At 64.9% G+C, this 23,487-nt stretch carries 12 protein-coding genes; 5 read left to right on the top strand and 7 right to left on the bottom strand.

Going from position 1 to position 23,487, the window contains the following annotated elements:
* Positions 1–36: 36 nt before the first annotated feature.
* From O3300_RS10260 to O3300_RS10245, 4 genes are all read left to right on the top strand, one after another.
* Complete coding sequence (locus tag O3300_RS10260; protein ID WP_251350392.1) at positions 37–2,781, top strand: type VI secretion system Vgr family protein; 2,745 nt, start codon at positions 37–39, stop codon at positions 2,779–2,781.
* Between the two features lie 22 nt (positions 2,782–2,803).
* A complete protein-coding gene (locus O3300_RS10255) occupies positions 2,804–5,050 on the top strand; it encodes a DUF3274 domain-containing protein (protein WP_305052856.1) in 2,247 nt (748 codons plus the stop codon).
* A 72-nt stretch (positions 5,051–5,122) separates the two neighbouring features.
* On the top strand, positions 5,123–6,466 hold the full coding sequence (locus O3300_RS10250) for a hypothetical protein (RefSeq protein WP_251350394.1): 1,344 nt from the start codon (positions 5,123–5,125) through the stop codon (positions 6,464–6,466).
* Between the two features lie 28 nt (positions 6,467–6,494).
* Positions 6,495–6,758 (top strand): PAAR domain-containing protein, encoded by a 264-nt coding sequence (locus O3300_RS10245; protein ID WP_305052855.1) that lies wholly within the window; start codon positions 6,495–6,497, stop codon positions 6,756–6,758.
* On the opposite strand, the gene O3300_RS10240 is transcribed toward O3300_RS10245, so the two are convergent.
* From O3300_RS10240 to cphA (O3300_RS10210), 7 genes are all read right to left on the bottom strand, one after another.
* Entirely contained in the window at positions 6,755–8,077 is a 1,323-nt protein-coding gene (locus O3300_RS10240; RefSeq protein WP_305052854.1) for an aspartate aminotransferase family protein, read from the bottom strand. The two genes, O3300_RS10245 and O3300_RS10240, sit on opposite strands and share 4 nt — an antisense overlap.
* An 84-nt stretch (positions 8,078–8,161) precedes the next feature.
* Positions 8,162–9,058, bottom strand: a complete 897-nt coding sequence (locus O3300_RS10235; RefSeq protein WP_305052853.1) for a MurR/RpiR family transcriptional regulator — start codon at positions 9,056–9,058, stop codon at positions 8,162–8,164.
* A 44-nt stretch (positions 9,059–9,102) separates the two neighbouring features.
* A complete protein-coding gene (locus O3300_RS10230) occupies positions 9,103–9,387 on the bottom strand; it encodes a hypothetical protein (RefSeq protein WP_077407612.1) in 285 nt (94 codons plus the stop codon).
* A gap of 170 nt (positions 9,388–9,557) precedes the next feature.
* Positions 9,558–12,218: a TonB-dependent receptor gene (locus tag O3300_RS10225; RefSeq protein WP_305052852.1), complete on the bottom strand. Its 2,661-nt coding sequence runs from the start codon at positions 12,216–12,218 to the stop codon at positions 9,558–9,560.
* A 215-nt stretch (positions 12,219–12,433) separates the two neighbouring features.
* Positions 12,434–15,580: an EAL domain-containing protein gene (locus tag O3300_RS10220; RefSeq protein ID WP_305052851.1), complete on the bottom strand. Its 3,147-nt coding sequence runs from the start codon at positions 15,578–15,580 to the stop codon at positions 12,434–12,436.
* 191 nt (positions 15,581–15,771) lie between these two features.
* A complete protein-coding gene (gene cphA / locus O3300_RS10215) occupies positions 15,772–18,342 on the bottom strand; it encodes a cyanophycin synthetase (protein ID WP_305052850.1) in 2,571 nt (856 codons plus the stop codon).
* 181 nt (positions 18,343–18,523) lie between these two features.
* The gene (gene cphA, locus O3300_RS10210) at positions 18,524–20,701 is read right to left on the bottom strand and encodes a cyanophycin synthetase (protein ID WP_305052849.1); all 2,178 of its coding nucleotides are present in this window, start codon (positions 20,699–20,701) and stop codon (positions 18,524–18,526) included.
* Between the two features lie 513 nt (positions 20,702–21,214).
* Here cphA (O3300_RS10210) and O3300_RS10205 point away from each other — a divergent pair.
* The gene (locus tag O3300_RS10205; RefSeq protein ID WP_305052848.1) at positions 21,215–23,485 is read left to right on the top strand and encodes an ABC transporter ATP-binding protein; all 2,271 of its coding nucleotides are present in this window, start codon (positions 21,215–21,217) and stop codon (positions 23,483–23,485) included.
* The last annotated feature ends 2 nt before the right edge of the window (positions 23,486–23,487 follow it).

Raw genomic sequence — 23,487 nt, 5'->3', positions numbered from 1 at the left:
TGATGGACTTCGCTAACTGTTGGAAGGAAGAAAACCATGGAAGACTTCGCGCAATGGCTGGCCGTGGACAAGGTCTTGACTGCAGGCAATCGCGCCTTGCGGCTGCGCCTCGCCTACCCGCAGGGCGTCAATGACGATGTCTTGCTGCCGCAGCGCATCAGCGGCAGCGAGGCCATCTGCGGCGGTCTGGAATACCGCATCCTGTGCGTGGCCACGGAGGCACAGCTGCCGCTGAAGCAGTTCATCGCCGTGCCGGCCGAGCTACAGATCGTGAACGACCAGGGACAGCTACGCAAGGTGTGCGGCATCGTCGCCGAAGCGTGCGCGGGGCAGAGCGATGGCGGCCTGGCCACCTATCAGCTGGTGCTGCGCGACGGCCTGGCCTTGATGGAGAAACGCATCAATACGCGCGTGTTCCGCAACAAGCATGAATTGCAGATCGTGCAGCTTCTGTTTGATGAGTGGCGACAGGGCAATAGCTTGCTCGCGGCCAGCCTGGATCTCGCCATTGACGGGGCGCTGGCGGCGCGCAGCTTGCCCGCGCGCGAATTCACGATGCAGCACAATGAATCCGATGCCGCCTTTATCCGCCGCCTGCTCCGGCGCCGCGGCATCGCCTGGTGCTTCCAGGCGGGAGCGCCGGCCAGTTCGAACGCCGCCACCACGCCCGTGCATACCCTGTTGCTGTTCGACGACGCCAGCCGTCTGGCGCACAACGTGGCCGGCACGGTGCGCTATCACCGCGATGACGCCACCGAGGAAAGGGATGCCGTGACGGCCTGGAGCGCCGTGCGCCGCTTGCAGCCGGGAAAGTCCGAGCGCTACAGCTGGGACGATGGTCACCCGCACAGCCCGCAGTTTATGGCAACGCGGTCGCAGGGCGGCGTGGATCAGGGCAGCAATGGCAATCGCCTCGCAGCCAGTCTCGACGACTATATCGTGGAGCCGCCGCTGGCCGCCGCCAGCAATGACGACTTGCGGCAACTGGGCCAGCTGGCGATGGCGCGTCACGATTTGGACAGCAAGTGTTTCCAGGGAGAAGGCTGCGTGCGCGACTTTTGCGCGGGCCAGTGGTTCAGCCTGGAAGGGCATGCGGACATCGACAGCCACCCGGTGGCCGAGCGCAGTTTCGTCATCACGGCCTTGAGCGTGGCGGCCAGCAATAACTTGCCGACAGGCCTGGATGCCCGTGTCGAGCGCCTGTTTGCGCAGAGCGGCTGGCAGTGTGACGCTGGCCAGCCGCAAGGGGCGGGTGCCGATGGCCGGGCGGTCTTGCGTTACCGCAACCGTTTTACTTGCGTGCGGCGTGGCATTGCCATCGTCCCTGCCTTTGACCCGCGCAGCGATTTTCCCGTCGTGCGCCTGCAAAGCGCGCTGGTCGTGGGGCCTGCCGGCGAAGAGGTGCATTGCGATGCGCTGGGACGGGTCAAGGTGCGTTTTGGCGCCACGCGCGCGCCGGACCATGCACATGCCAACGGCAGCGGCGCGTCCGATACGGAGCGCGATTCGGCCTGGGTGCGCGTGGCATCGAGCTGGACGGGCAATGGACCGGGCAACGGCAGGCAATGCGGCACGCTGACCTTGCCGCGCATCGGCGCGGAAGTGCTGATCGATTTTCTCGGCGGCGACCCGGACCGGCCCATCATCGTCGGCCAGCTGTACAACGCCGTGGGCGCGCCGCCGGGCTTGAGTGCGCGCGGCGCCTTGCCCGGCAACCGCTACCTGTCCGGCATGCGCAGCCGCGAAGTGCGGGGCGGGCGCGGCAATCAGCTGTGTTTTGACGACACGCCGTCGCAGATCAGCGCACAGCTGGCCAGCGACCAGGCGGCCACGCAACTGAACCTCGGCTACCTGACCGAGCCGCGCAGCGACGGCGCAGGGCGGCAGCGCGGCGACGGCTTTGAATTGCGCAGCGACGCCAGCGGCAGCGTGCGCACGGCCCGCTCGCTGCTGATTTCGGCCTGGAAACAGCTGGGCGCCAGCGGCAAGCAGCTCGACAGCAGCGAGCATGCCGCCGTGATGAAGGAATGCCTGGCATTGTTCACGTCCCTGGGCGAGTTTGCCGTCCAGCACCAGGCGCTGGCGCTGGACGCGGCCGGTAGCAAGGCGCTGGGGGCCGCCATTGCCGCCGACCAGCCCGCCGTCAGCATCGCAGCGCCCGAGGGCGTGGCGCTGAGCACGCCCAGGACCATCGCCGGCAATGCGGGCGCGAATATCGACCTGGTGGCACAGCAGCATCTGCAGCTGAGCGCGGCCCAGCGCTGCAACGTCAACGCGGGCAAGGGTATTTCCCTGTTCGCGCACCAGGATGGCATCGTGCAGGTGGCCCACTTCGGCAAGTTCTTGCTGCAAAGCCAGCACGACTTGCTGCAGGCGGACGCCGCCAAGGACATCCGCCTGACGGCGGGCACGCGCCTGGTCGGCGTGGCGCAGGACGAAATCACCTTCATGACGGCGGGCGGCGCCTACCTGAAACTGTCCGGTGGCGCCGTGGAGCTGGGCGGGCCGGGCGCGTTGATGGTGAAGACCGACGGCCACCACTGGAGCGGTCCGGCCAGCATGAAAGGCGAACTGCCCACCTTCGGCGAAGGCGACTTGGGCCGCGTGCCGCGCTTGCTGCGTCCCACCGACGGCTTGCCCGTCGAAGGCGTGGAAGTGCACATCGAGCGCGAAGGCGACAGCCCGTTGACGGGCGTCAGCGATGCCGATGGGCGCGGGCCGAAGGTGGCGACCGACCACCTGCAGCGGCTGAAGGGATTCTTCTTCCGCCGCCGTTCCTGAACCCCGACATCGGAGACACGCCATGCAGTTCGATCCCCACCCGCCGTTGTGCGACGATCCCAAAATCGATATCCTCGGCCAGTTTTCCTGCAACGCCAATTTCCAGAGCAGCGACCGGGACACGCTGCAACAGTTGCCGCTGCCCGGCATCATCATCTTCGTGCACGGCGTCAATTCCGACGGCGAGTGGTACGCGGCCGCGGAAGAAGGCCTGTGCAACGGCCTCAACGAGCGCCTCAAGCGTTCCTGTCATCACCTGCAGCACCGTGGCGTGGAAGGCGGCGAACTGAAGGCGGTCAATTATGGCGCCGAGATCACGGCGGAAGGCTTTCTCCATCCGGAGATGTCGGCCGATACCCTGATCCGCGATGCCGGCACGTTTTCTCCCGTGCTCCGCTTTCGCTGGGGCTACAAGGCTTCCGGCGAAGAACTGCAGAAATACGGCAAGGGCATCTACCTGAACGAACAGGATTACTGGGGCGGCGGCCCATTTGCCAATGGCTGCAGCGCGCTGGCCGACCTGTGGAAGGAGGGGCTGAGCGAGGATTTGTTTTTGTGGAACAAGATCCAGCACATGAATCCCTTTTCGGAGCGGCAAGTGTACAGTTGCCCGCCGCGCCCGTATTTCGTGCTGGCCGCCTATCGCCTGGCCAGGCTGGTCGAAGCCATCCGCCAGCAGCAGGCCGACGTGCCGGTCACCATCGTATGCCACAGCCAGGGCACGATGGTGGCGATGGCAGCCGCCTTTCTCGGCGTCCGCCTGCCCAAGGTGGATGGCGTTCCTTGCGTGGCCGATAACTATGTCATCTGCAATTCGCCGTACAGTTTGGCGAAACGCAATAGCGCCGAGAACTGGGTAGCCGGCAATCTGCGCGCGGCGGATGGCAGCACGGGCCGGGTGACGGTGCAGGCGCGCCTGGATACCTTGAAAAACTTCTTTGCCATCATCCGCCAGCGCGCCACCCTGGGCGAACTGCAGACAGACGAGGAAATCGACCGCTGCATGGCCAACCTGCAGCACGGTTTTTCCGCCGCCAAAGACCGTGAACGATACGGGATTGCCGGCGCCGCGCGCGGCGGCAAGAAGTCATCGTATGGCCGGGTGACCATCTATTGCAATCCGCACGACGTGGTGGTGTCGTCCGTGGCCATCGAGGGCATCGGCTGGCGCGGCCTGTCGGGCTCGCTGGCCAGGGACAGCAAGGACGGCGGCGAGCTGGCCGCCACCGACGCGGCAGGCGTGTACGTGCAGCGCGTGTTTGCCCAGGGTTTCGAGGTGGGCAAGCAAGGCAGCTATCACTACTGGACCGATCACTGGCGCAAGCCTGCGCCGGGCGGCAACGATTTCTGGTTTCCGGCACAGAAATATGCGTCTTATTCCGTCAAGCAGGGCGTCGAGGCCAGCCAGGAGAGCCGCTTGTCCACCATCCTGACTGTCGGGTTTGCGCCCCTGTTCATCGTGGTCACGGGCCTGGCCCGCAGCCCCTGCAATGCCTCGCCCCACAAGGATTGGAAAATCGAACTGAACGCGCCCGACTTATTGCAGCCCTTCACGCCGCAGTCCTTGCGCTTTGGCCAGACCAGCGAGGAATTCGACGAAGGCTATGATCCGCCCGGCGAATCGCGCCAGGCGGGCAAGCAGCGCGCTGCCGGCGACGATTGTCTTGCCGATCATGCCATCCCGCCCGGCGGCCTGCAGGGGCAGGCGGGAAAAGACGAGGCCAAACGCGTGGACAGCGCGAAGGGCACGGCCGACGACGAGGCGCGCCTGCGATTCGAGCAGCGCGCGGTGATACGCGCCCAGGCTGTACGGGAAGGGAAAAGTCCTGCGGGCAAAAAAGTGCAGCAGGAAATGCCCAACGCCACGCCAGACGCCGACTACCAGCAATGGCGCAGCACGCGCATCGGCGAAATGATGTCCAGCCAGGCGGGCGCCTACGCCACCGACCATTCCTCCATCCTGACCAACCCCATGCACGCGGAGTGGGCGCTTGCGTATGACGTGGCGGTGGGCGTGTGCCGCATCAAGGCTGAGCAGTTGCGCAAGTTGCGGGTGGCGGCGGATTGGAGGTTGTTGGAGGGGTTGGACAAGGATAATCCTGCAAAAGTTTTTAAAGAGTACTTTGCCAAAGCGACACGTAACAAGGTGACTGCCTCGGTGTGGGTAAAAGAAATGCAGGAAGCCAGTCTCCCTGAAAAAATAATCGACAAGCGTGAAAACCCTGCGCGGGATTCCCGGCCTACGTCTGGAGAACTGGCTCACGATTGATGTCATGCGATTTAACGGTTTGTATAGAGCAGATCCTTCTGCAACAGCCTTTTTATAGATGGAGTATTGAGCATGTTCAAAACTATTTTTCTTTATGTGTCCCTGGGATTCCTGGTCGTATTCCTGCTGGCCGCTTGTTCACATTTGCGTTCGTCGCCAGCTACCTTGAGCAGTACTGTTAGCGCTGTACCTGAGGTTAGTCAGCAGCCATACATGGCTCAAGTAGTTGGCTTGCAATGGCTGAATCCCTTGCAGCGGAAGGACTATCCGACGCAATGGCAGTTGCTGTGGATTTTAGGGCTAGTGCAACCAAATCCGAACGACGATATGGTCAGGGAAAAACCCGAGAAATATACCCGGCTGCAAAGTATTGCTTCTATTGCTGTTGGAAATAATGGATCAGAGACATTTGATGGTTATTATGAGAAGTATGTCGAGAAGATGTTTGACTTAATGCACAGTGTTTATTACTCCGACCCAGAGTACTTCTACAACGTTCACTCTGCTGAAAATAAATCGCGCTGGCGCGAGCTTGCAGGCATTCACATTGAGTATGCGCTACCTAAAGGCAAGCTCGACCCAGTGGAAGCAGCCAACTTCGTCCGGGAATATGTTGCTGATACTTTCAGCATCGGCAACGTCCACTCTCCCACCCTTTGGACCCGCTCCACCCCACCCGACGTCCGCGTCACCATGGGCGGCCCCAACGCCGGCTTTACTTCACTTTCCGCCGCGCTCGACTACTTGCAAAGCCACCCGAAAGAAACCGTCTGGGCCATGAACTGGGATGCGCCCAGCCGGCCCCTGGACCGGCAGATCAACGAAAACCTGGTGCTGCTGGTGCTGGCGGGTCCCGATTTTAAAACGGAGCGGGCGCCGCTGGCGTGGCTCGGCTATCCGAGTACGAAACAGGCGGCGGATTTTGACGTCAAAAAGGGCGAACCGCCGCGCCTGGTGCAGGCGTGGACGGCTGCCATCGAAGAGGCCGCCGCGAAGGCCAACCGGCAAGATACGGAGATTGGCTATCTGATCCATGATGCGGGCAATACACACCAGGACTCTTCAGCACGGCTCGGTGCGCTGGCGCAGACGCTCACTCTGCAATTGCCGGAATTCGACCTTCTCAAGCAAAGCTTCAATCTGACTGCCGTGCTGGGCGAAACGGGCGCGGGCACGGCCTTGACGAACGTGGCGCTGGGCATTGCCTATGCGCATCACTTTGGCAAGCCAGTGCTGGTGGCCGGCACCAGCGACCTGTCGGCGCCCGTGGCGCTGGTGGTGGCGCCGCCCGCCGTCGCGCGGCCGATCCGGCCCGACAAGCCGTGGTTCCGCGCGCGTGGCGGCAACCATGCGTATTTGCCGTGGTGGGGCTTGCGCCACGATGCACCCGAGTATTACCAGGGGTTTTCGCAATGAGACGCTTGATACATCCGGGGAGAAGAGCATGCGTGGCGTGATCCGCTTGAACGACCCCACCAGCCATGGCGGCAAGGTGGTGGGCGCGGCGCCGAAGAGTACCGTGCTGGGCGTGGCCGTGGCGCGCAAGGGCGATCCTTGCGTCTGCCCGGTCAAGGGCCACGTGCGCTGCGTGATCGCCGAGGGCGATCCGCAGGTGCTGATCGACGGCGTGCCCGTGGCGTTTGACGGTCACAAGACCAGCTGCGGCGCCAGCCTGATGTCCACCGTGGGCAACAGCGGGCGCGCTTAGGCCAGGCTCGTGTCGATGGCCGTGCCCAGCTTGTCGACGATCTCGTCGACATGGCTGGCGTCGATGATGTAGGGCGGCGCCAGCAGGATGTGGTCGCCGTGCAGGCCGTCGATGGTGCCGCCCATGGGATAGCACATCAGTCCGTTCTGCATGGCGTGCGCCTTGATGCGCGCGTGCAGGCGGCGGGCCGGGTCGAACGGCTGCTTGCTGGCGCGGTCCTGCACCAGTTCCAGGCCCAGGAACAGGCCGCGGCCGCGGATGTCGCCCACGTGCGCATGGCCGTCGAAACGCGCATGCAGCCGCTCTTGCAGCAAGGCGCCCATGGCGCGCACGTTGGCCAGCAAACCGCGTTCCTCGATCTGCCGCTGCACGGCCAGCGCGGCGGCGCAGGCCGTGGCGTGGCCGATGTAGGTGTGGCCGTGCTGGAAGAAACCCGTGCCGGCGCGGATGGTGTCGCGGATGTCTTGCGACACCATCACGGCGCCGATGGGCTGGTAGCCAGCGCCCAGGCCCTTGGCGATGCAGATCAGGTCGGCCGTGACGCCTTCCTGCTCGCAGGCGAACAGGCTGCCCGTGCGCCCCATGCCGCACATGACTTCGTCGAGGATCAGGAGGATGCCGTGGCGCTGGCAAATGGCGCGCATGCGCTGGAAGTAGCCGGCCACGGCGGGCAGGGCGCCAGCCGTGGCGCCGACGACGGGTTCGGCGATGAAGGCCATGACCTTGTCCGCGCCCAGCGCGGCGATATGCTCTTCCAGCTCCTGGCCCAGGCGCGCCACGTAGTCGCCGTCCGTTTCATGGGCTGCCTGGTCGCGCCAGGCGTAGCACGGAGAAACGTGGGTGACGTCGATCAGCAGCGGCTCGAACTGCTGGCGCCGCCAAGCGTTGCCGCCCGTGGCCAGCGCGCCCAGGGTGTTGCCGTGATAGCTCTGGCGGCGCGCGATGACGTGGCGGCGCTGCGGCTGGCCCCGTTCGACGAAGTACTGGCGCGCCATTTTCAGCGCGCTTTCCACCGCTTCCGAACCGCCCGAGACGAAATACACGCTGTCGATGCCGGCTGCCGCCCTGGCGACGAGGAAATCGGCCAGCTGCTCCATCGGCTCGGTGGTAAAGAAGGAGCTGTGCGCATACGCCATGCTGGCCACCTGCTGCTGCACGGCGGCGATCACGGCCGCATCCGAATGGCCGAGGCAGGAGACGGCCGCGCCGCCGCAGGCGTCCAGGTAGCGCTTGCCATTCGCATCGATCAGGTAAGGGCCGTCGCCGCCCGTGGCGACGGGATAGCTGGCGGTCAAGCTGCGGTGGAAGACATGGCTCATGGCATCGCTTTCTTATCGGCAAGGGGGAAGATGGCCGATTATAGGATGCGCCACGTCATATTGCAACGTTTGATGTATTTGTATTTAATTTACATCATTCGATGTTTTTACGTAAGCGCCCAGCGCCCGCAATTGCTGTTCCGCCGCGCCGATGGCCGTGACGGCATCGGGCCCCGCGCGCGCCACCAGCAGTTCCACCAGGCTTTCCACGGCCGCGACGCCGGCCACGATGGAGGGGAAGAACGAGGGGCTGTCGACGGCGATGACGATGCTGGCGTCGGCCTGCAGGGCCAGCGGCGACATGGCGCTGTCGCTGATGGCGACCACCCGGCAGCCGGCCTGGCGCGCCGCCTGCGCCACCAGCAGCGCTTCGCTCGAATACGGCGCGAAGCTGATGACGACGACGGCTTCGCCCGCCTGCAGGGCGCGCAAGTCCATTTCCAGGGTGCCGCCCTGGCCGCTCAGCAGCTGCACGCTGGGGCGCAGCAGCCGGTACAGGTAGTGCAGGGTGTAGGCGATCGGGTGGGCGGCGCGAAAGCCGGCCACGTGCACGCGGGGCGCCGCCTGCAGCAGATTGGCGGCCGCGTCCAGGGCGGCGTGGTTGGCGCTTTCCGTGGCGGCCAGGTTGCGCTGCTGCACCGTGAACACTTCGGTGACCAGGTCGCGCTCTTTCCCCTCTTTGCCGGCCAGCGCGCCGGCTTTTGCCGCGTAGCCGCTTGGTCCCGCGCGCAGGCGCTCCACGAAGATGGCCTTGAGTTCCGGCCAGCCGGCAAAGCCCAGCTGCTGCGCCAGGCGCACGAGGGCGGCCGATTGCACCTGCGCCCGCGCGGCGATGCTGCGCATCGACGAGACGGCCACTTCGTCCGGGTGGTCGGCCAGGTAGCGGGCGCCGGCCTGGAATTGCGGACTCAGCTGCGCATGGCGCGCCTTGATCAGGTCCATCAGTGCCGCATAGGAATCGTGGGGTGTCGCTGCCTGCATCGCCGTGCCTCAGTTGATAGGTTGCGGCGATGGTACAGGATTCGTCAGCGCGCCGGTAGCGGCGCGCCTTGCACCCGGGCAGCCGTGCGTGGACGCAGGCGGGCAAACAGGTGCGGCCCGGCCGGTTTGCGGCGCGGTCCCGTCGTCAGCACGCGCAGGGCGGTGGGCAGCGGCACGTCGTGGCAGTGCAGGAACAGGGCGGCGGCACCCGTGCCGGCCATTTCCTGCAAGGCCAGCGCATGCTCGACCAGCGCCGCCGTGCGCATGTCGAGCCGTACCGGGATGTCGGGTTGGAATAACTGTGTGTCGATGGGCCGTGCATTGCGCATGCTGTCCCCCGCCGGGTTCGCTAGTCAAGCTGCCAGCATAAAAGCGCCCCGGCGCCACCACTTTGCGCCAGATCAATTCCACTGTCGGATAGATTCCACAAGGCAAAAAAACGCCAACCGTTGCCGGCTGGCGCTGAAAACCCTCGAAGGAAGAAAGGGTGGGGGACGGGCTAGTAGCTCCAGCGGACTGAGATACCTACAACCTTGTCATAGCGCCGCACATCGCGCACATAGTCCGGCGTGTCGTGATAGTCGCGGTAGGTCGAGTCGAGCAGGTTGTTCGCGTCCAGCGTCACCGTGGTATTCGGGTTGAGCTTGTACGAGACCGACGCGTCCAGGGTCTTGGTGGGCGCCACGGTCAGGTGGATGCCCTTGCCGCGGTAGTTGTAGTCGTCGACGTACTTGTCGCGCCAGCTGTAGGCCAGGCGCGCCGACCACGGTCCCTGTTCGTACAGGCCGACGATATTGGCAGACCATTTCGACATGCCCGTGAACGGATGCGCGCTGCCATTCAATTCTTCCAGCTCGCCCGTCATATAGGTGGCGTTCGCCTGCAGGCCCAGGCCGCTCATCCAGCCGGGCAACTTGTCGTAGAACTGCTGGTAAGCCATTTCCACGCCTTGCAGATGGCCCTTCGAGGTGTTGCGCGGACGCGTGATGTCGTACTCGATGCCGTCATACGTTTCCTTGGCCGAACCGGACAGGATGTAATTCTTGAAATTGTGGCGGAATACGGTGGCCGTGACGGAACCCGTCTGCGCGAAATACCATTCCAGCGCCGCATCGAGGTTCTTGCCTTCCACGGGTTTGAGGTCGGGATTGCCGCCGCTGCCCGTCGGACGCACCATTTCCAGGCTCTTGCCCAGGGTTACGCCGGGGTTGAAGTCGGCGAAGTTCGGGCGCTGTACCGCCTTGCCGGCCGTCAGGCGGGCGACCAGGTCCTGGCGCAGCATGGCTTTCAGGGTCAGGCTGGGCAGCACGTCCGTATCGGACGTTTTCACGCGCACGGGCGTGACGATGCCGTCTTGCGAGGAATTGCCTTGCAAGTCCTGCTTGGTCTGCACGACGCGCACGCCCACGGTGCCATCGACCGGCACTTGCGCCAGATCAAAGCCGATGCGCGCCTTGCCGTAGACGGCATTGGTTTTTTCCACATCCTTGAAGTGGGTCATCGGATCGTCCGGGCTGCGCTCGCTGCTGCCCGTAAACAACTGGCGCAAGGTGTCCGTGTTGTTGAGCATGTAGTCGCGGCACGGCGTGAGCCAGCTTTGCAGGCCGAAGTTGCCCGTGTTCTTGTGCGAGGTGCATGCCAGGCCGGGCAGGGCGTCCGCGGTCATGATCGACGTCAGCCCGCCTTGCACGTTCTTTTCGCGGATCGATTCGGCCTTGCGCTTGGCCAGGCGCACGCCGCCCGAAAATTCACGGAAGAAGCCCGTGCTGTCCATGTCGTAGGTGACGTCGCCGCGCCAGTCGGTCGAGCTGCCTTCGTCGTGGCTGTGGTTATCGTAGAAGCCCAGCAGCGTGTAGTTCTTCGGATCCAGCATGTCGTAGCCGGGGTAGCTGATCTGTGCGCCGCCGTTGACGTTCGTGCTGCCGATCACGCTGGTCGGATGGGCGAGGAAGTCGAGGATGGGAAATTCGCGCTCGAAGTTGCTGACCGTGCGCGCCAGTTCCGTCGTGGCGCGCAGCTGCGGCGTGATGTCCCAGCGCGCGCCGATGGCGCCTTGCGAACCGATCGAGCGGTCGCGCCGCGCCTGGGTCGAACCGAGCGTGAACGGCGACCAGGGGCCGTCGATCTTGCCCACCGTGGCCGCCTGATTGGTGCCGGGGATCAGGGTGATGTCCGGGTTCTGGCCCCAGGGCAGTGAACCGACGAAGAACTGGCTGTCGAACGCGTGCTTGATCAGGGTCGACATGCCTTCCGCATACACTTCCACCTGCGAGTTCGGGCGCCACTGGAAGGCGGCATTCGCCGCGTAGCGCTTGCGGTCGCCCACGGTGGGGATCATGCCGACGGAATCGGGTCCCGTGATGTTGCCCGCGTCGGGGCGCTTGACGGGTTCGGCGTTCCAGATCGTCTCGTCATAGTATTTGCTGCGCTGGTAGGACAGGCCGAGCAGGGCGCCGAATTCGCCATATGCGGTCTTCCAGCGGTTCGAGACCATGCCGCTGACGTTCGGATCCGTCGAGCCGGACTTGTCGCGGTGCTCGGCGCGCACGTTGCCCGATGCCGTGAAGCCCTTGAAATCGAACGGGCGGTTGGTGCGCACGTCGACCACGCCGGCCGTGCCGCCTTCGACCATGTCGGCGCCCTGCGATTTGTACACGTCCACGCGCTGCAGCATGGCCGTCGGGATGTCGGCCAGGTACAGGCTGCGGCCCACGGAGGTGAACATTTCACGGCCGTTGAGCAGGGTCACCACGCCGGGCAGGCCGCGGATGATGACGGAACCCGCTTCGCCGCCTTCTCGGCGGATTTGCACGCCCGTCACGCGGCCGAGGATTTCGGCCACGTTCTTGTCGGGGAATTTGCCGATTTCATCGGCGACGATGGAGTCGACCACCTGGTCGTTGTTCTTCTTGATCGTTTGCGCGCTCTGTGCCGCCTTGCGCACGCCCGTGACGGCGACGACGGCGATGCCGGCATTGTCGGCTGGCGCCGGTGTTGCCGTTTCCACCGTTGCTACCGCTTCCACGGCGGGCGCCTGTTGCGCCCAGACGGAAGCGCTGCTCAGCAGGCCGGCGCCGGCCAGGGCGGCCACCGTGGCCTTCAAGGTCAGCCGTGTGTTTTGCTTGGGCGTGCGGGTGCCCGTTGCCATCGATTGCTTCATCTTGTCTCCACCTGTATTTTAGTTATGTTGAGAACGCTGCGGCAGTCGCCGCCAGAGCTGAAACTTGCTCAGGAAGCATGGTAGGGGGAATGACTTTGCCCCACAAATGACTTCTTTTGCGATGTCCATATCAATTCCGGTATCCCTGCTGCATCCATGCGCCCTGGCGGCGCACCGCGCGTTTTCGGCGGGCCGCGCGTGCTGCAGGGGAGGTGTCAGGCGGCGCGCGGCGCGGCGCTTTGCGCCAGCCATGCGATGAACTGCGCCTGCGGCATGGGGCGGGCAAAATAGTAGCCCTGTAATTCATCGCAGCCGGCGTGGCGCAGCACGTCGGCATCGGCCGCGCTTTCCACGCCCTCGGCGGTCACCGTCAAGCCGAGGGTATGGCCCAGGCCGATGATGGTTTTCGTCACCGCCAGGTTTTGCGGCGAGCCGTGGATGTCCTGCACGAAGCTCATGTCGATTTTCAGCTTGTCGAGCGGGAAGCGGCACAGGTAGTTCAGGCTCGAATAGCCGGTGCCGAAATCGTCGATCGACAGCGCGAAACCCAGCGCCTTGATGGCGTGCAGGGTGGCGATGGTGTCGTCCACATTGTCCATCAGGATCGATTCCGTGAGTTCGAATTCGATCTGTCCCGGCGTGACGGGAAACTCGCGCAGCACCTCGCGCAAGGTGGCCACCAGGCCGCCGCTTTTCAGCTGGATGGCCGACAGGTTGATCGACACGGCGATGTCGCCCGCGCCCGCCTCGCGCCAGGCCAGCTGCTGGCGGCACGCCTCGCGGATGACCCACGCGCCGATGGCGACGATCAGGCCCGATTCCTCGGCGGCGGGAATGAAGCTGTCGGGCGTGATCAGGCCGTGCTGCGGGTGCAGCCAGCGGATCAGGCTTTCCACGCCATTCAGGCGGCTGCTTTTCGCATCGATGCGCGGCTGGTAGTACAGCACCAGTTCCTGCCGCTCGATGGCGTGGCGCAGATCGCTTTCCAGGTGCAGCTGCTGCAGCTGCTGTTCCTGCATCTGCGGCGTGAACATGCGCGCGTGATCGCGCCCGCCGCTCTTGGCCTGGTACATGGCCGCATCGGCGTGGCGCATCAGGGTATCCATGTCGCCGCCGTGGTCCGGGTAGATGGCCACGCCCACGCTGCACGAGACATACAGCTCGTTGCCTTCCACCTGGTGCGGCTCGCGCATGGCGGGGATCAGCCGCGTGTCGAGCAGGGCGGCGATGGATGCGGCATCGCCGACGCCGTTGAGGATGACGACGAATTCATCGCCGCCCAGGCGGCTGACGGTATCGCCTTCGCGCACCAGCTGCAGCAGGCGCTTTGAGACCGATTGCAGCAGCGCGTCGCCCACGTGGTGGCCCAGCGCGTCGTTGACGTGCTTGAAGCGGTCCAGGTCGACGAACAGCACGCCCACCTTTTCGCCGCTGCGTCGCGCCTGCGCGATGGCGGCCGCCAGGCGCACTTTCGACACGTGGCGGTTCGCCAGTCCCGTCAGCGCATCGTGGTGGGCCATGTGCTCGATCTGCCGCTCGCTGGCCTTGCGTTCGCTGATGTCGAGCGAGCTGGCGATGAAATGCGTGGTGACGCCGTCGAGGTCGCGCACGGCGTTCATCACCAGCCAGGCGGGATAGCTTTCCAGCGACTTGCGCTGCACCCGGATCTCGCCCTGCCAGTAACCGCGCCGCGCCAGGGTCTGGCGCAGGCTGTCGAGCTGCTCGGGCGGGTTCTCCGGCGCGAGCAGGAAGGCCGGGCGCTTGCCGATCAGCTCCACCATGTCGTACAGCGAATGGCGGCGGAAGGCCTGGTTGACGGTGATGATGCGCATGCCGGCGTCCATCACGATCAGGCTTTCGGCCGATGCCTCGAATACCTTGGCCCACAGTTCCAGGCGCGACTCCATCAGCTTCATCTTGTTGATCGGCGTGAAGGTCGACAGCACGGCGCGCTGGCCCTGGTAGTCGATCAGGCGCGCGGAAATCAAGGCCCACGTGGGCGTGCCGCCGCCGCTCCAGCACACCTCGAATTCATCGACGGCGCCCAGGTCGCTCAAGCGCTGGAAGAAGCGCGAACGGGCTTGCGGATGCATGCCGCCCACCCACGGGTCCAGTTCCAGGCCGCCCTGCCACGCGTGCGCGGCCTGGTTCGCGTGCAGCACCTGGTGATGCGGGATCGAGGTGACCATCAGCGGGATGGGAATGGCGTCGACCAGCTGGCGCTGCGCATCGGCCGCGCTGGCGCGCGCCACCAGCTCCTGCTGCGCCATGCGCTGGAAGTCGAGCTGCTGCAGCATGGTATTGAAGGCGCGGACCAGGCGGCCCGTTTCATCCTCGCTGTCCCAGATGGCGCGCAGGCTATGGTCGCCCGTTTCGCGCACTTCCTGTGCCACGCGCGCCAGGCGGCGGATGGGCAGGGCGATCTGGCGCGCGACGAAAAACACCAGGCCCAGTATCATCACCAGCAGCAGCACGGCCGTGCCCAGGTGCAGCCACATGCGCGTGAAGAAACCGTCCACGCGCAGCTGGATCAGACGGTGCAATTGTCCTTCCGCCGCGCGCCAGGCACGCTGCAGGGCCGCGGCGGCCACGGCATCGCGGCGCAGCAGTTCCTGCGTGCCTGCGGGGTTGGCTTGCGCGCCGGCCAGCGCCTGGGTACTGGCGCGTAACTGCGCCACGGCTTGCCGCAGGGCCGCGCGCGAGCCGTCCAGGTGCTGGCGCAGCAGCGGCGTGCTGGCCGCGAACGCCTCCGTGTAGTCGCTGCCGATGCCGGCCATGGTGGCGTCCATGCGCCCCTCCAGTATCAGGAACTGGGTCTGCAGGCGCTGGCGCTGCGCGCCTTCGGCCGTCGCCAGTTGCAGGGCCAGGGCGCGCGTGCTGTTGATCACTTCCAGCAGTTCGGGGAAGCGCAGGATCACCAGCGACATCGTGTAGTAGCTGTCCAGGTCCGGGTCGAGGATCAGGTTCGATTGGTTGCCCACGCGCGTGAGCAGTGCGCGCCCGGCCACGAAGGCGGGCGAGGGCGCGATGCCGTCGTCCGGCGCGGCGGGAGTTTCGCCGGCCTGGCGCAGCAGGGCGGCAAATTGCGCATTCAGTTCGGCGCTGCGCATGCCGGCGCCGAAGCGGCTTTCGGCCTGCTCCACGGCCGCTGCCTGCGCGTCCGGCTGCGCCGTGCTGCGCGCCAGGGGCAGCAGCGCATCGCGGATCGCGGCGATATAGTCATTGCCCGCCATCTCCTTGCGCGAGAAATCGATGGCGATGTATTTTTCGTTGATGAGGATGCCGGAAATGAAGATCACGGCGGACAGGTCGAGCAAATAGATCAGCGCCAGTTTGCGCCCCACCGTCAATTTCCCGATCATGCGCGAGATTCTGCCCACCATGCGTGCCCCACCTTCTCGTCAGCCCATTTATGTTTTCTTATGAGCAATTTTCATGCCTGAATTTACAAGCTTGCAAGGGGGCTTTTGCACCATGCAGGTGCGCGGCGGGAGACGGCGGACGATAAAAAAAGGCGGCCCGCAGGCCGCCCTTGTGTGCACTGTTACAGCGCTCAGGCTTCGGCGACGCGCTTGGCGATGTGCGCCAGCGCTTCTTCCACCTGGTCGATCAGGATCAGGCACAAATCGCCTTCACCGAGGCGCGCCAGGGCCTTGTCGATGGCGACGAATTCGCCGTTGATTTCATCGATATGGCTGGTGCGCTTGGCGCCGTCCAGGCCCTGACGCAGCAATGCCACGACTTCGCCGTCGGCGCGGCCGCGCTGGCACTGGTCCTGGTACAGCAGCACGTCGTCAAACGCGGCGCCGAGGATTTCCGTCTGCTGGCGGATGTCTTCGTCGCGGCGGTCGCCGGCGCCGCTGATGACCACCGAGCGGCGCTTGGCCGGCATGCTTTCCACGGCCTGCACCAGCGCCAGGATGGCGTCCGGATTGTGGCCGTAGTCGGCGATCAGGGTGGCTCCACGATAATCGAAGACGTTGAAGCGGCCCGGCGCATTGTCGGCTTCATTGGCGAAGGTTTTCAGGCCCAGCGCGATGGTATTCCAGTTCAGGCCCACCGCCCAGGCGGCGGCCAGCGACGCCATGACGTTGTCGACCTGAAAGCCGATGGCGCCGTTGCGCGTGATCGGCACTTGCGACAGGGCGATTTCGTGGCGCTCGTTGCCCTGCGCCGCGACCAGCTTGCCGTCTTCCACGTACACCACGCGGTTGCCTTGCGCGCGGTGCGTGGCCATCACGGGATGCGTCTTGTCGGCGGCGAAGAAGGTCACCGTGCCGCTGCAATTCTTGGCCATGCGCGCCACAGCAGGGTCGGTGGCGTTCAGCACGGCCACGCCGCTGTCGGCCACGTTCTGCACGATCACGCGTTTCAGGACCGCGAGGTCTTCCACGGTGGTGATGTAGTTCAGGCCCAGGTGGTCGCCCGCGCCGATATTCGTCACCACGGCGACCTGGCAGCGGTCGAATGCCAGGCCTTCGCGGAGCATGCCGCCGCGCGCCGTCTCGAACACGGCCGCGTCCACGTCCGGGTGCAGCAGCACGTTGCGCGCGCTGCGCGGGCCGCTGCAGTCGCCGCTGTCGATCTGGCGTCCTTCGATGTACACGCCATCCGTGTTCGTCATGCCCGTGCGCAGGCCGGAAGCCGTCAGCAGGTGGGCGATCAGGCGCACGGTGGTGGTCTTGCCGTTGGTGCCGGTGACGGCGACCACGGGAATGCGGCCATCGTCGCCTTCGGCGAACATGGCGGCGATGATGGCTTCGCCCACGGGACGCGGCTTGCCGAACGACGGCGCCAGGTGCATGCGCAAGCCCGGCGCGGCGTTCACTTCCACGATGCCGGCGTTCTGCTCTTCCAGCGGTTTCAAAATGCTTTCGGAGACGACGTCCACGCCGCAGATGTCCAGGCCCACCATGTGCGCGGCCGCGACGGCGCGCGCCGCCACTTCCGGGTGCACGTCGACGGTGACGTCGGTGGCCGAGCCGCCCGTCGACAGGTTGGCGTTATTGCGCAAGATCACGCGCTGGCCCACGGGCGGCACGGATTCGGCCACATAGCCCTGCTTGGCCAGGCTGGCCAGGGCGATGTCGTCGAAGCGGATTTTCGTCAGCGAGGTGGCGTGGCCGCTGCCGCGGCGCGGGTCCAGGTTGACCTGGTCGACCAGTTCGCGCACCGTGTGCTGGCCGTCGCCCACCACTTGCGGCGGGTCGCGGCGGGCCGCTGCCACCATCTTGTTGCCGATGACGAGCAAACGGAAATCGTGGCCCGGCAGGTAGCGCTCGACGAGGATATCGTCGCGGAATTCCTGCGCCGCGAGGAAGCCGGCCGTCAGCTGTTCGCGCGTGGTGACGTTGACGGTCACGCCCTTGCCCTGGTTGCCATCCTTCGGCTTGACGACGACGGGCAGGCCGATCTCGCAGGCGGCGGCCCAGGCGTCGTCCGCATCGATGGCGACACGGCCGTGCGGCACCGGCACGCCGGCAGAATCGAGCAGTTTTTTCGTCAGTTCCTTGTCTTGCGCGATGGCTTCCGCGATGGCGCTGGTGCCGTCCATTTCGGCGGCCTGGATCTTGCGCTGCTTGCTGCCCCAGCCGAACGTCACCAGGCTGCCTTCGGTCAGGCGGCGGAACGGGATGTTGCGGGCCACGGCGGCGTTGACGATGGCGCCCGTCGAGGGGCCCAGGCGCACGTCTTCATCGAGTTCCTGCAGTTGGTGCAGGGCGCCGGCCAGGTCGAACGGCGCATCGGCCAGGGCGGCCTGGCACAGCTGCTGCGCCAGTTCCAGGGCCAGGCGGCCGACGGCTTCTTCCGAATATTCGACGACGACCTGGAAGATGCCCGTTTCCAGGGTCGGCGTGGTGCGGCTGAAGGTGACGGGGCAGCCGGCTTGCGCCTGCAGGCCCAGCGCCGCCAGTTCCAGCACCTGCGCCATCGGCGCGGCGTTGTAGTTGCCCAGCGGTTGCAGCGGGCTCAGTTGCGGGAAGAGCGCGCGCAGGCGGGCTTCGAAGCCGGGCAGCTGGGCGATGTCGAGTTCCTGCGTGGTGCAGGAAACAATGGCTTCCACGGCGGTGTCGTGGCTCCAGAGGTTAGGGCCCCGCAAGGCCCGTACGCGAGATACTTCCATAATTAAACCGTAATCCTGTTGTGTTCTTGTGGGCCCGGCCGTAGCCGGGCTTTTACGTCAAATTAAACCGTAGCGAGCGGATGGGATTTGTGGCCGAGAAGCGGAGCTGTGCGGATGCACAGTGAGCATCGGAGGCCGCAAATCGCGCCGCGCAGTAGGTTTGGTTTGAGGTCTCTGGTTTTCAGTTCCCGATGCAGCCGGGGGCCGCGTCGAAGGTGCGCAGGCCCGCGCAAATGAGGTCGACGGGCAGGTTCAGGGCCCAGGCGGCGGCCGCCACGGCCAGCACGCTGTCGACATTGCCGGCCGTGGCCGGTTTCAGCAAGTCGAGGCACAGCAAGACCGTTTCGATGCCGCCTTCGGCCAGCACGATGTGGTTGCCGCGCACGAACACGGCGCGCTGGCCGGCGGCCAGTTGCGCCGCGATGGCGGCCAGGCTGCCGTCCTGCGCATACAGGATCACGCTGCCGTCGCACAGCTCGGCCAGTTCCAGCACGTGCGCGTTGGCGGCGTTCAGCACGGCCACGCCCGTCGGCACCACCACGTCGACCTGGCTGCGCACGGCCTTGTACAGGCCCGCTTCGTCCAGCACGTCGAAATCCTTGACGCTATCGAGGCTGCCCATGTCCGTGACGACGCCGATCTGGCACTTGTCGTAGGCCAGGCCTTCGGCCAGGATCATGCGCGGATTGCTTTCGAACAGGGCCGTCTGCACGGTGCGGTTGAGCAGCAGGCGCTGGCCCGCGTCCCAGTTCACGCAATCGCTGCTGACGACGCGGCGCTGGTCCAGGTACATGCCTTCGCTGCAGACGGCGCCCGTGTGCAGGCCCGACAGGTTGAGCAGCTTGCACAGCATGCGCACGATCAGGCTGGCGCCGCGCGTGCCCGTCACGCCGATCAGCGGAATGCGGCCCGTTTCCTCGGCGGCGAACAGGTGGTCGACGATGGCCGCGCCAACAGGGCGGGGCTGGCCCACACCCGGCTTGATGTGCGCCAGCAGGCCGGGGCTGGCATTGACTTCGATGATGGCGCCGCGCTGCTCTTCCAGCGGACGCGTGATGTCGGTGGTGACCAGGTCGATGCCGGCGATATCCAGGCCCACGACGCGGGCGGCCAGCAGGGCCGCATGCACGACGGACGGGTGCACGTCGTCCGTGACGTCGATGGCCACGTTGCCGTTCGGCTGGATCAGCACTTTCTGGCCCGCCTGCGGCACGGACAGGGCGGTCATGCCTTGGCGCTGCAGTTCCAGCACGATTTCGCCCGATTCGTGCGGCTTGACGGTACCCAATGGGAAATCTTCGCCTTCGCCGCGGCGCGGGTCGGTATTGATCTGCGTGTTCACCAGTTCCAGCACGGTGGAGACGCCGTCGCCGTCGACCCACAGCGATTCGCCCTTGGCGGCTGCGATCAGCTTGTTGCCGACGACGAGCAGACGGTGTTCGTCGCCCGTGATGAAGCTTTCCACCAGCACGGCCGAGCTGTCGCCCTTGCGCGCGGCCAGGTCGTAGGCTGCCTTCACGTCCGCTTCCGTCATCAGGTTGAGCGACACGCCGCGGCCATGGTTGCCGTCATACGGCTTGACGACGACGGGCACGCCGATGTCCTGTGCTTCTTCCCAGGCCGCTTCGGCGCTGCGCACCAGGCTGCCCTCGGGCACGCGCACGCCGCACGACTTGAGCAGGAATTTGGTGAGATCCTTGTCGCTGGCGATGCCTTCGGCAATCGCGCTGGTGCGGTCCGTTTCGGCCGTCCAGATGCGGCGCTGCGCGGCGCCGTGGCCCAGTTGCACCAGGTTGCCGTCGTTCAGGCGCAGTGAAGGGATGCGGCGCTCGGTGGCGGCATCGACGATGCTGGCCGTGCTCGGGCCCAGGCAGCGCGAATCGACCATGTCGCGCAGGGGCGCCAGGGCCGCTTCCAGGTCGTAGGCTTCATCGTTGATGGCGGCCATCAGCAGTTCGCGCGCGGCGGCCAGGGCGGCGCGGCCCACGTGCTCTTCGCGCGTGCGGAAGGCCATCTTGTAGACGCCGCGCTGGCTGGTCGAGCGTGTCTGGCCGAAGCCCGTGCGCATGCCTGCCAGGTTTTGCAGCTCCAGCACCACGTGTTCGAGGATGTGGGCCGACCACGTGCCTTCGCGCAGGCGCTCGAAAAAGCCGCCCCGTTCGCCCACGCCGCAGCGGTGCTCGATCATGCCGGGCAGCCACGCCACCAGGCGTTCGTACAGGCCGGGCAGGGTATTGGATGGATAGTCTTCCAGTTCGCCGATGTCGACCCAGGCTTCAATCACCGGGCGGTAAGTCCAGATGTTGGGGCCGCGCAAGTGGGTGACGCGGGCAAATTCGATGTTCTTCTTCTTGATCATGTAAGTGGTTTCTTGATAACAAGCCAGGCGTCTGGGCGCCAGATACTTTATGTTGGCTCTACAGAGTCTTTTCAGGCTCGTGCTTGGTTCTTTATCCCGGGTATGCGCAGTGTGCCACTTTTAGCGGCCTCTTGTCGCGTTTGCTTCTCGTATTCTGCTGGTGTTGTCATTCTAATTGTTACTAATTGTTGCCATACTTGTTATAAAGATACCGACTCTGGGCTAAGCTGGAGCATTTGCGCAACAGCGGGCTGTTGTATACTTGCTCCCGTATCGCGGCCGCGTTGCAAAAGCGCCGCGCCTGCCTGGCACTTCCTGCGACAGCCGCGCATTTTTTTTGCGCCGTTTTGCCATCATTCCTTACCGGCAGTCATCCATTCGATACAATACAGGAAATTGCCACTGGTGCATCCACCTCGCCATCGCGCAGTACACAAACATTGATCGGGCGTCTGCCCCATCCCCCAAATCCCGCCCTGAAGGGCTTGGCCTCGAGCCGGAGTATGCTTTACGATGACAACTGAACTGAGTGTTCCTGCAACAACTATTCCCCTCACCTCGCTGCCGGAACACTGGCTGGCGGAAGTCGAGAGCAACCTTTCTCCAGGGGAGAACGTTTTAAGTAGCGTTGAGGTTGACCTCGATGCGCGATTACGTTTCACAAAAGGCATAATTGTTGTCACCGAGAAGCGTTTACTGGCCCGTTCGCCCGGCGATACCGCCTGGAAAAGCTGGTCTTTCCGTCCTGGATTGCGCCTGACGCACCACGACCACGCCGGTGTCGGCCACCTGGAACTGTTCGACGACCACGGTCGCCTGGCTTCGTGGCGCTTCACTTTGGGCCAGAATCTGCACGCCATCCGCGTGCTGGAACAGTTCGTCGAGCGCCTCGACAGCCACCTGACGGGCCAGCCCGTGCTGGAAGCGGAGCAGGAAGTGTGTCCTAGCTGCAAGGCCCCGCTGGAGCCGGAGCAGGAAGAATGCCCGATCTGCGCCAAGGTGCTGTACACGCCGCCATCGACCTGGACCCTGTTCCGCCTGTGGCGCTTCGCCCATCCCTACCGTGGCCAGCTGGCCCTGGGCTTCCTGCTGATGCTGCTGAGTACGGCTGCGCACATGATTCCGCCCTATCTGACGGCGCCGCTGATGGACAATGTGCTGATCCCGTATCAGAACGGCAAGCATATCGACCCGTGGCTGGTGGTGTACTACATGAGCGGCTTGCTCGGTTCGGCTCTGCTGGCCTGGTTGCTGGGCTGGGGCAAGACGTATGTGCTGGCCCTGGTGTCCGAACGCATGGGCGCCGATTTGCGCTCGGCCACGTATGAACATCTGATGAAACTGTCGCTGGAATTCTTTGGCGGCAAGCGCACGGGCGATCTGATGGCGCGCATCGGCAGCGGCAGCGACCGCATCTGCGTCTTCCTGTCGCTGCATTTGCTCGACTTCGCGTCCGACGTGTTGATGATTATCATGACCGGTGTCATTTTGTGGTCGATGAATCCGTGGCTGGCCATCATGACGCTGGCGCCATTGCCCTTCATCGCCTGGATGATCCACCTGGTGCGCGACCGCCTGCGCACGGGCTTTGAAAAGATCGACCGCGTGTGGAGCGAAGTGACCAACGTGCTGGCCGATACGATTCCCGGCATCCGCGTGGTCAAGGCGTTTGCGCAGGAAAAACGCGAAGCGGCCCGCTTCCGCGACGCCAACGCGCATAACCTGGCCGTCAACGACAAGTTGAACAAGGTCTGGTCGCTGTTCTCGCCCACCGTGTCCTTCCTGACGGAGATGGGCTTGCTGGTCATCTGGTGCTTCGGCATCTGGCAGCTGTCGCGCGGCGAAATCACCGTCGGCGTGCTGACCGCCTTCATCGCCTACAGCACGCGTTTCTATGGCCGACTCGATTCCATGAGCCGCATCGTTTCCGTGACGCAGAAATCGGCATCGGCCGCCAAGCGCATCTTCGACATCCTCGACCACGTGTCGAGCGTGCCGGAACCGGCGCAACCGGTCAAGCTGGACAAGATCGAAGGACGCATCGATTTGCGCGAAGTCGGTTTCCGTTATGGCAACCGCGCCGTCAACCGCGGCATCACCCTGAACATCAAGGCGGGCGAGATGATCGGCCTGGTGGGCCACAGCGGTTCGGGCAAGAGCACCCTGGTCAACCTGATCTGCCGTTTCTACGACGTGTCGGAAGGCGCGATCTTGCTCGACGGCGTCGATATCCGCTCGTTCGTCGTGTCCGACTACCGCCGCAATATCGGCCTGGTATTGCAGGAGCCGTTCCTGTTCTTCGGCACCATCGCGGAAAATATCGCCTACGGCAAGCCGCACGCGACGCGCCAGGAAATCATCGCCGCCGCGCGCGCCGCGCATGCGCACGAATTCATCCTGCGCCTGCCGCAAGGCTACGATTCGATGGTGGGCGAGCGTGGCCAGGGCCTGTCCGGCGGCGAACGCCAGCGCATCTCCATCGCCCGCGCGCTGCTGATCGACCCGCGCATCCTGATCATGGATGAAGCGACATCGTCGGTGGACTCGGAAACGGAAAAAGAAATCCAGAAGGCGCTGGACAACCTGGTGCAGGGCCGCACGACGATCGCCATCGCGCACAGGCTGTCGACCCTGCACCGCGCCGACCGCCTGGTGGTGCTGGACCGCGGCCAGGTCGTCGAAGTGGGCAGCCACGATGAACTGATGGCGAAAGAGGGCGCCTATTTCCGCCTCTACGAAGCACAGGCGCGCAACAACGAACTCGCCCTGGATGACAAGGAATAAGC

The sequence above is a fragment of the Janthinobacterium sp. SUN206 genome, assembly GCF_030587305.1.
In the GTDB taxonomy this organism is placed as follows: domain Bacteria; phylum Pseudomonadota; class Gammaproteobacteria; order Burkholderiales; family Burkholderiaceae_D; genus Janthinobacterium; species Janthinobacterium kumbetense.
Note: the sequence above shows the minus strand (reverse complement) of the source record. Positions and strands in the feature narration are given on the sequence as shown.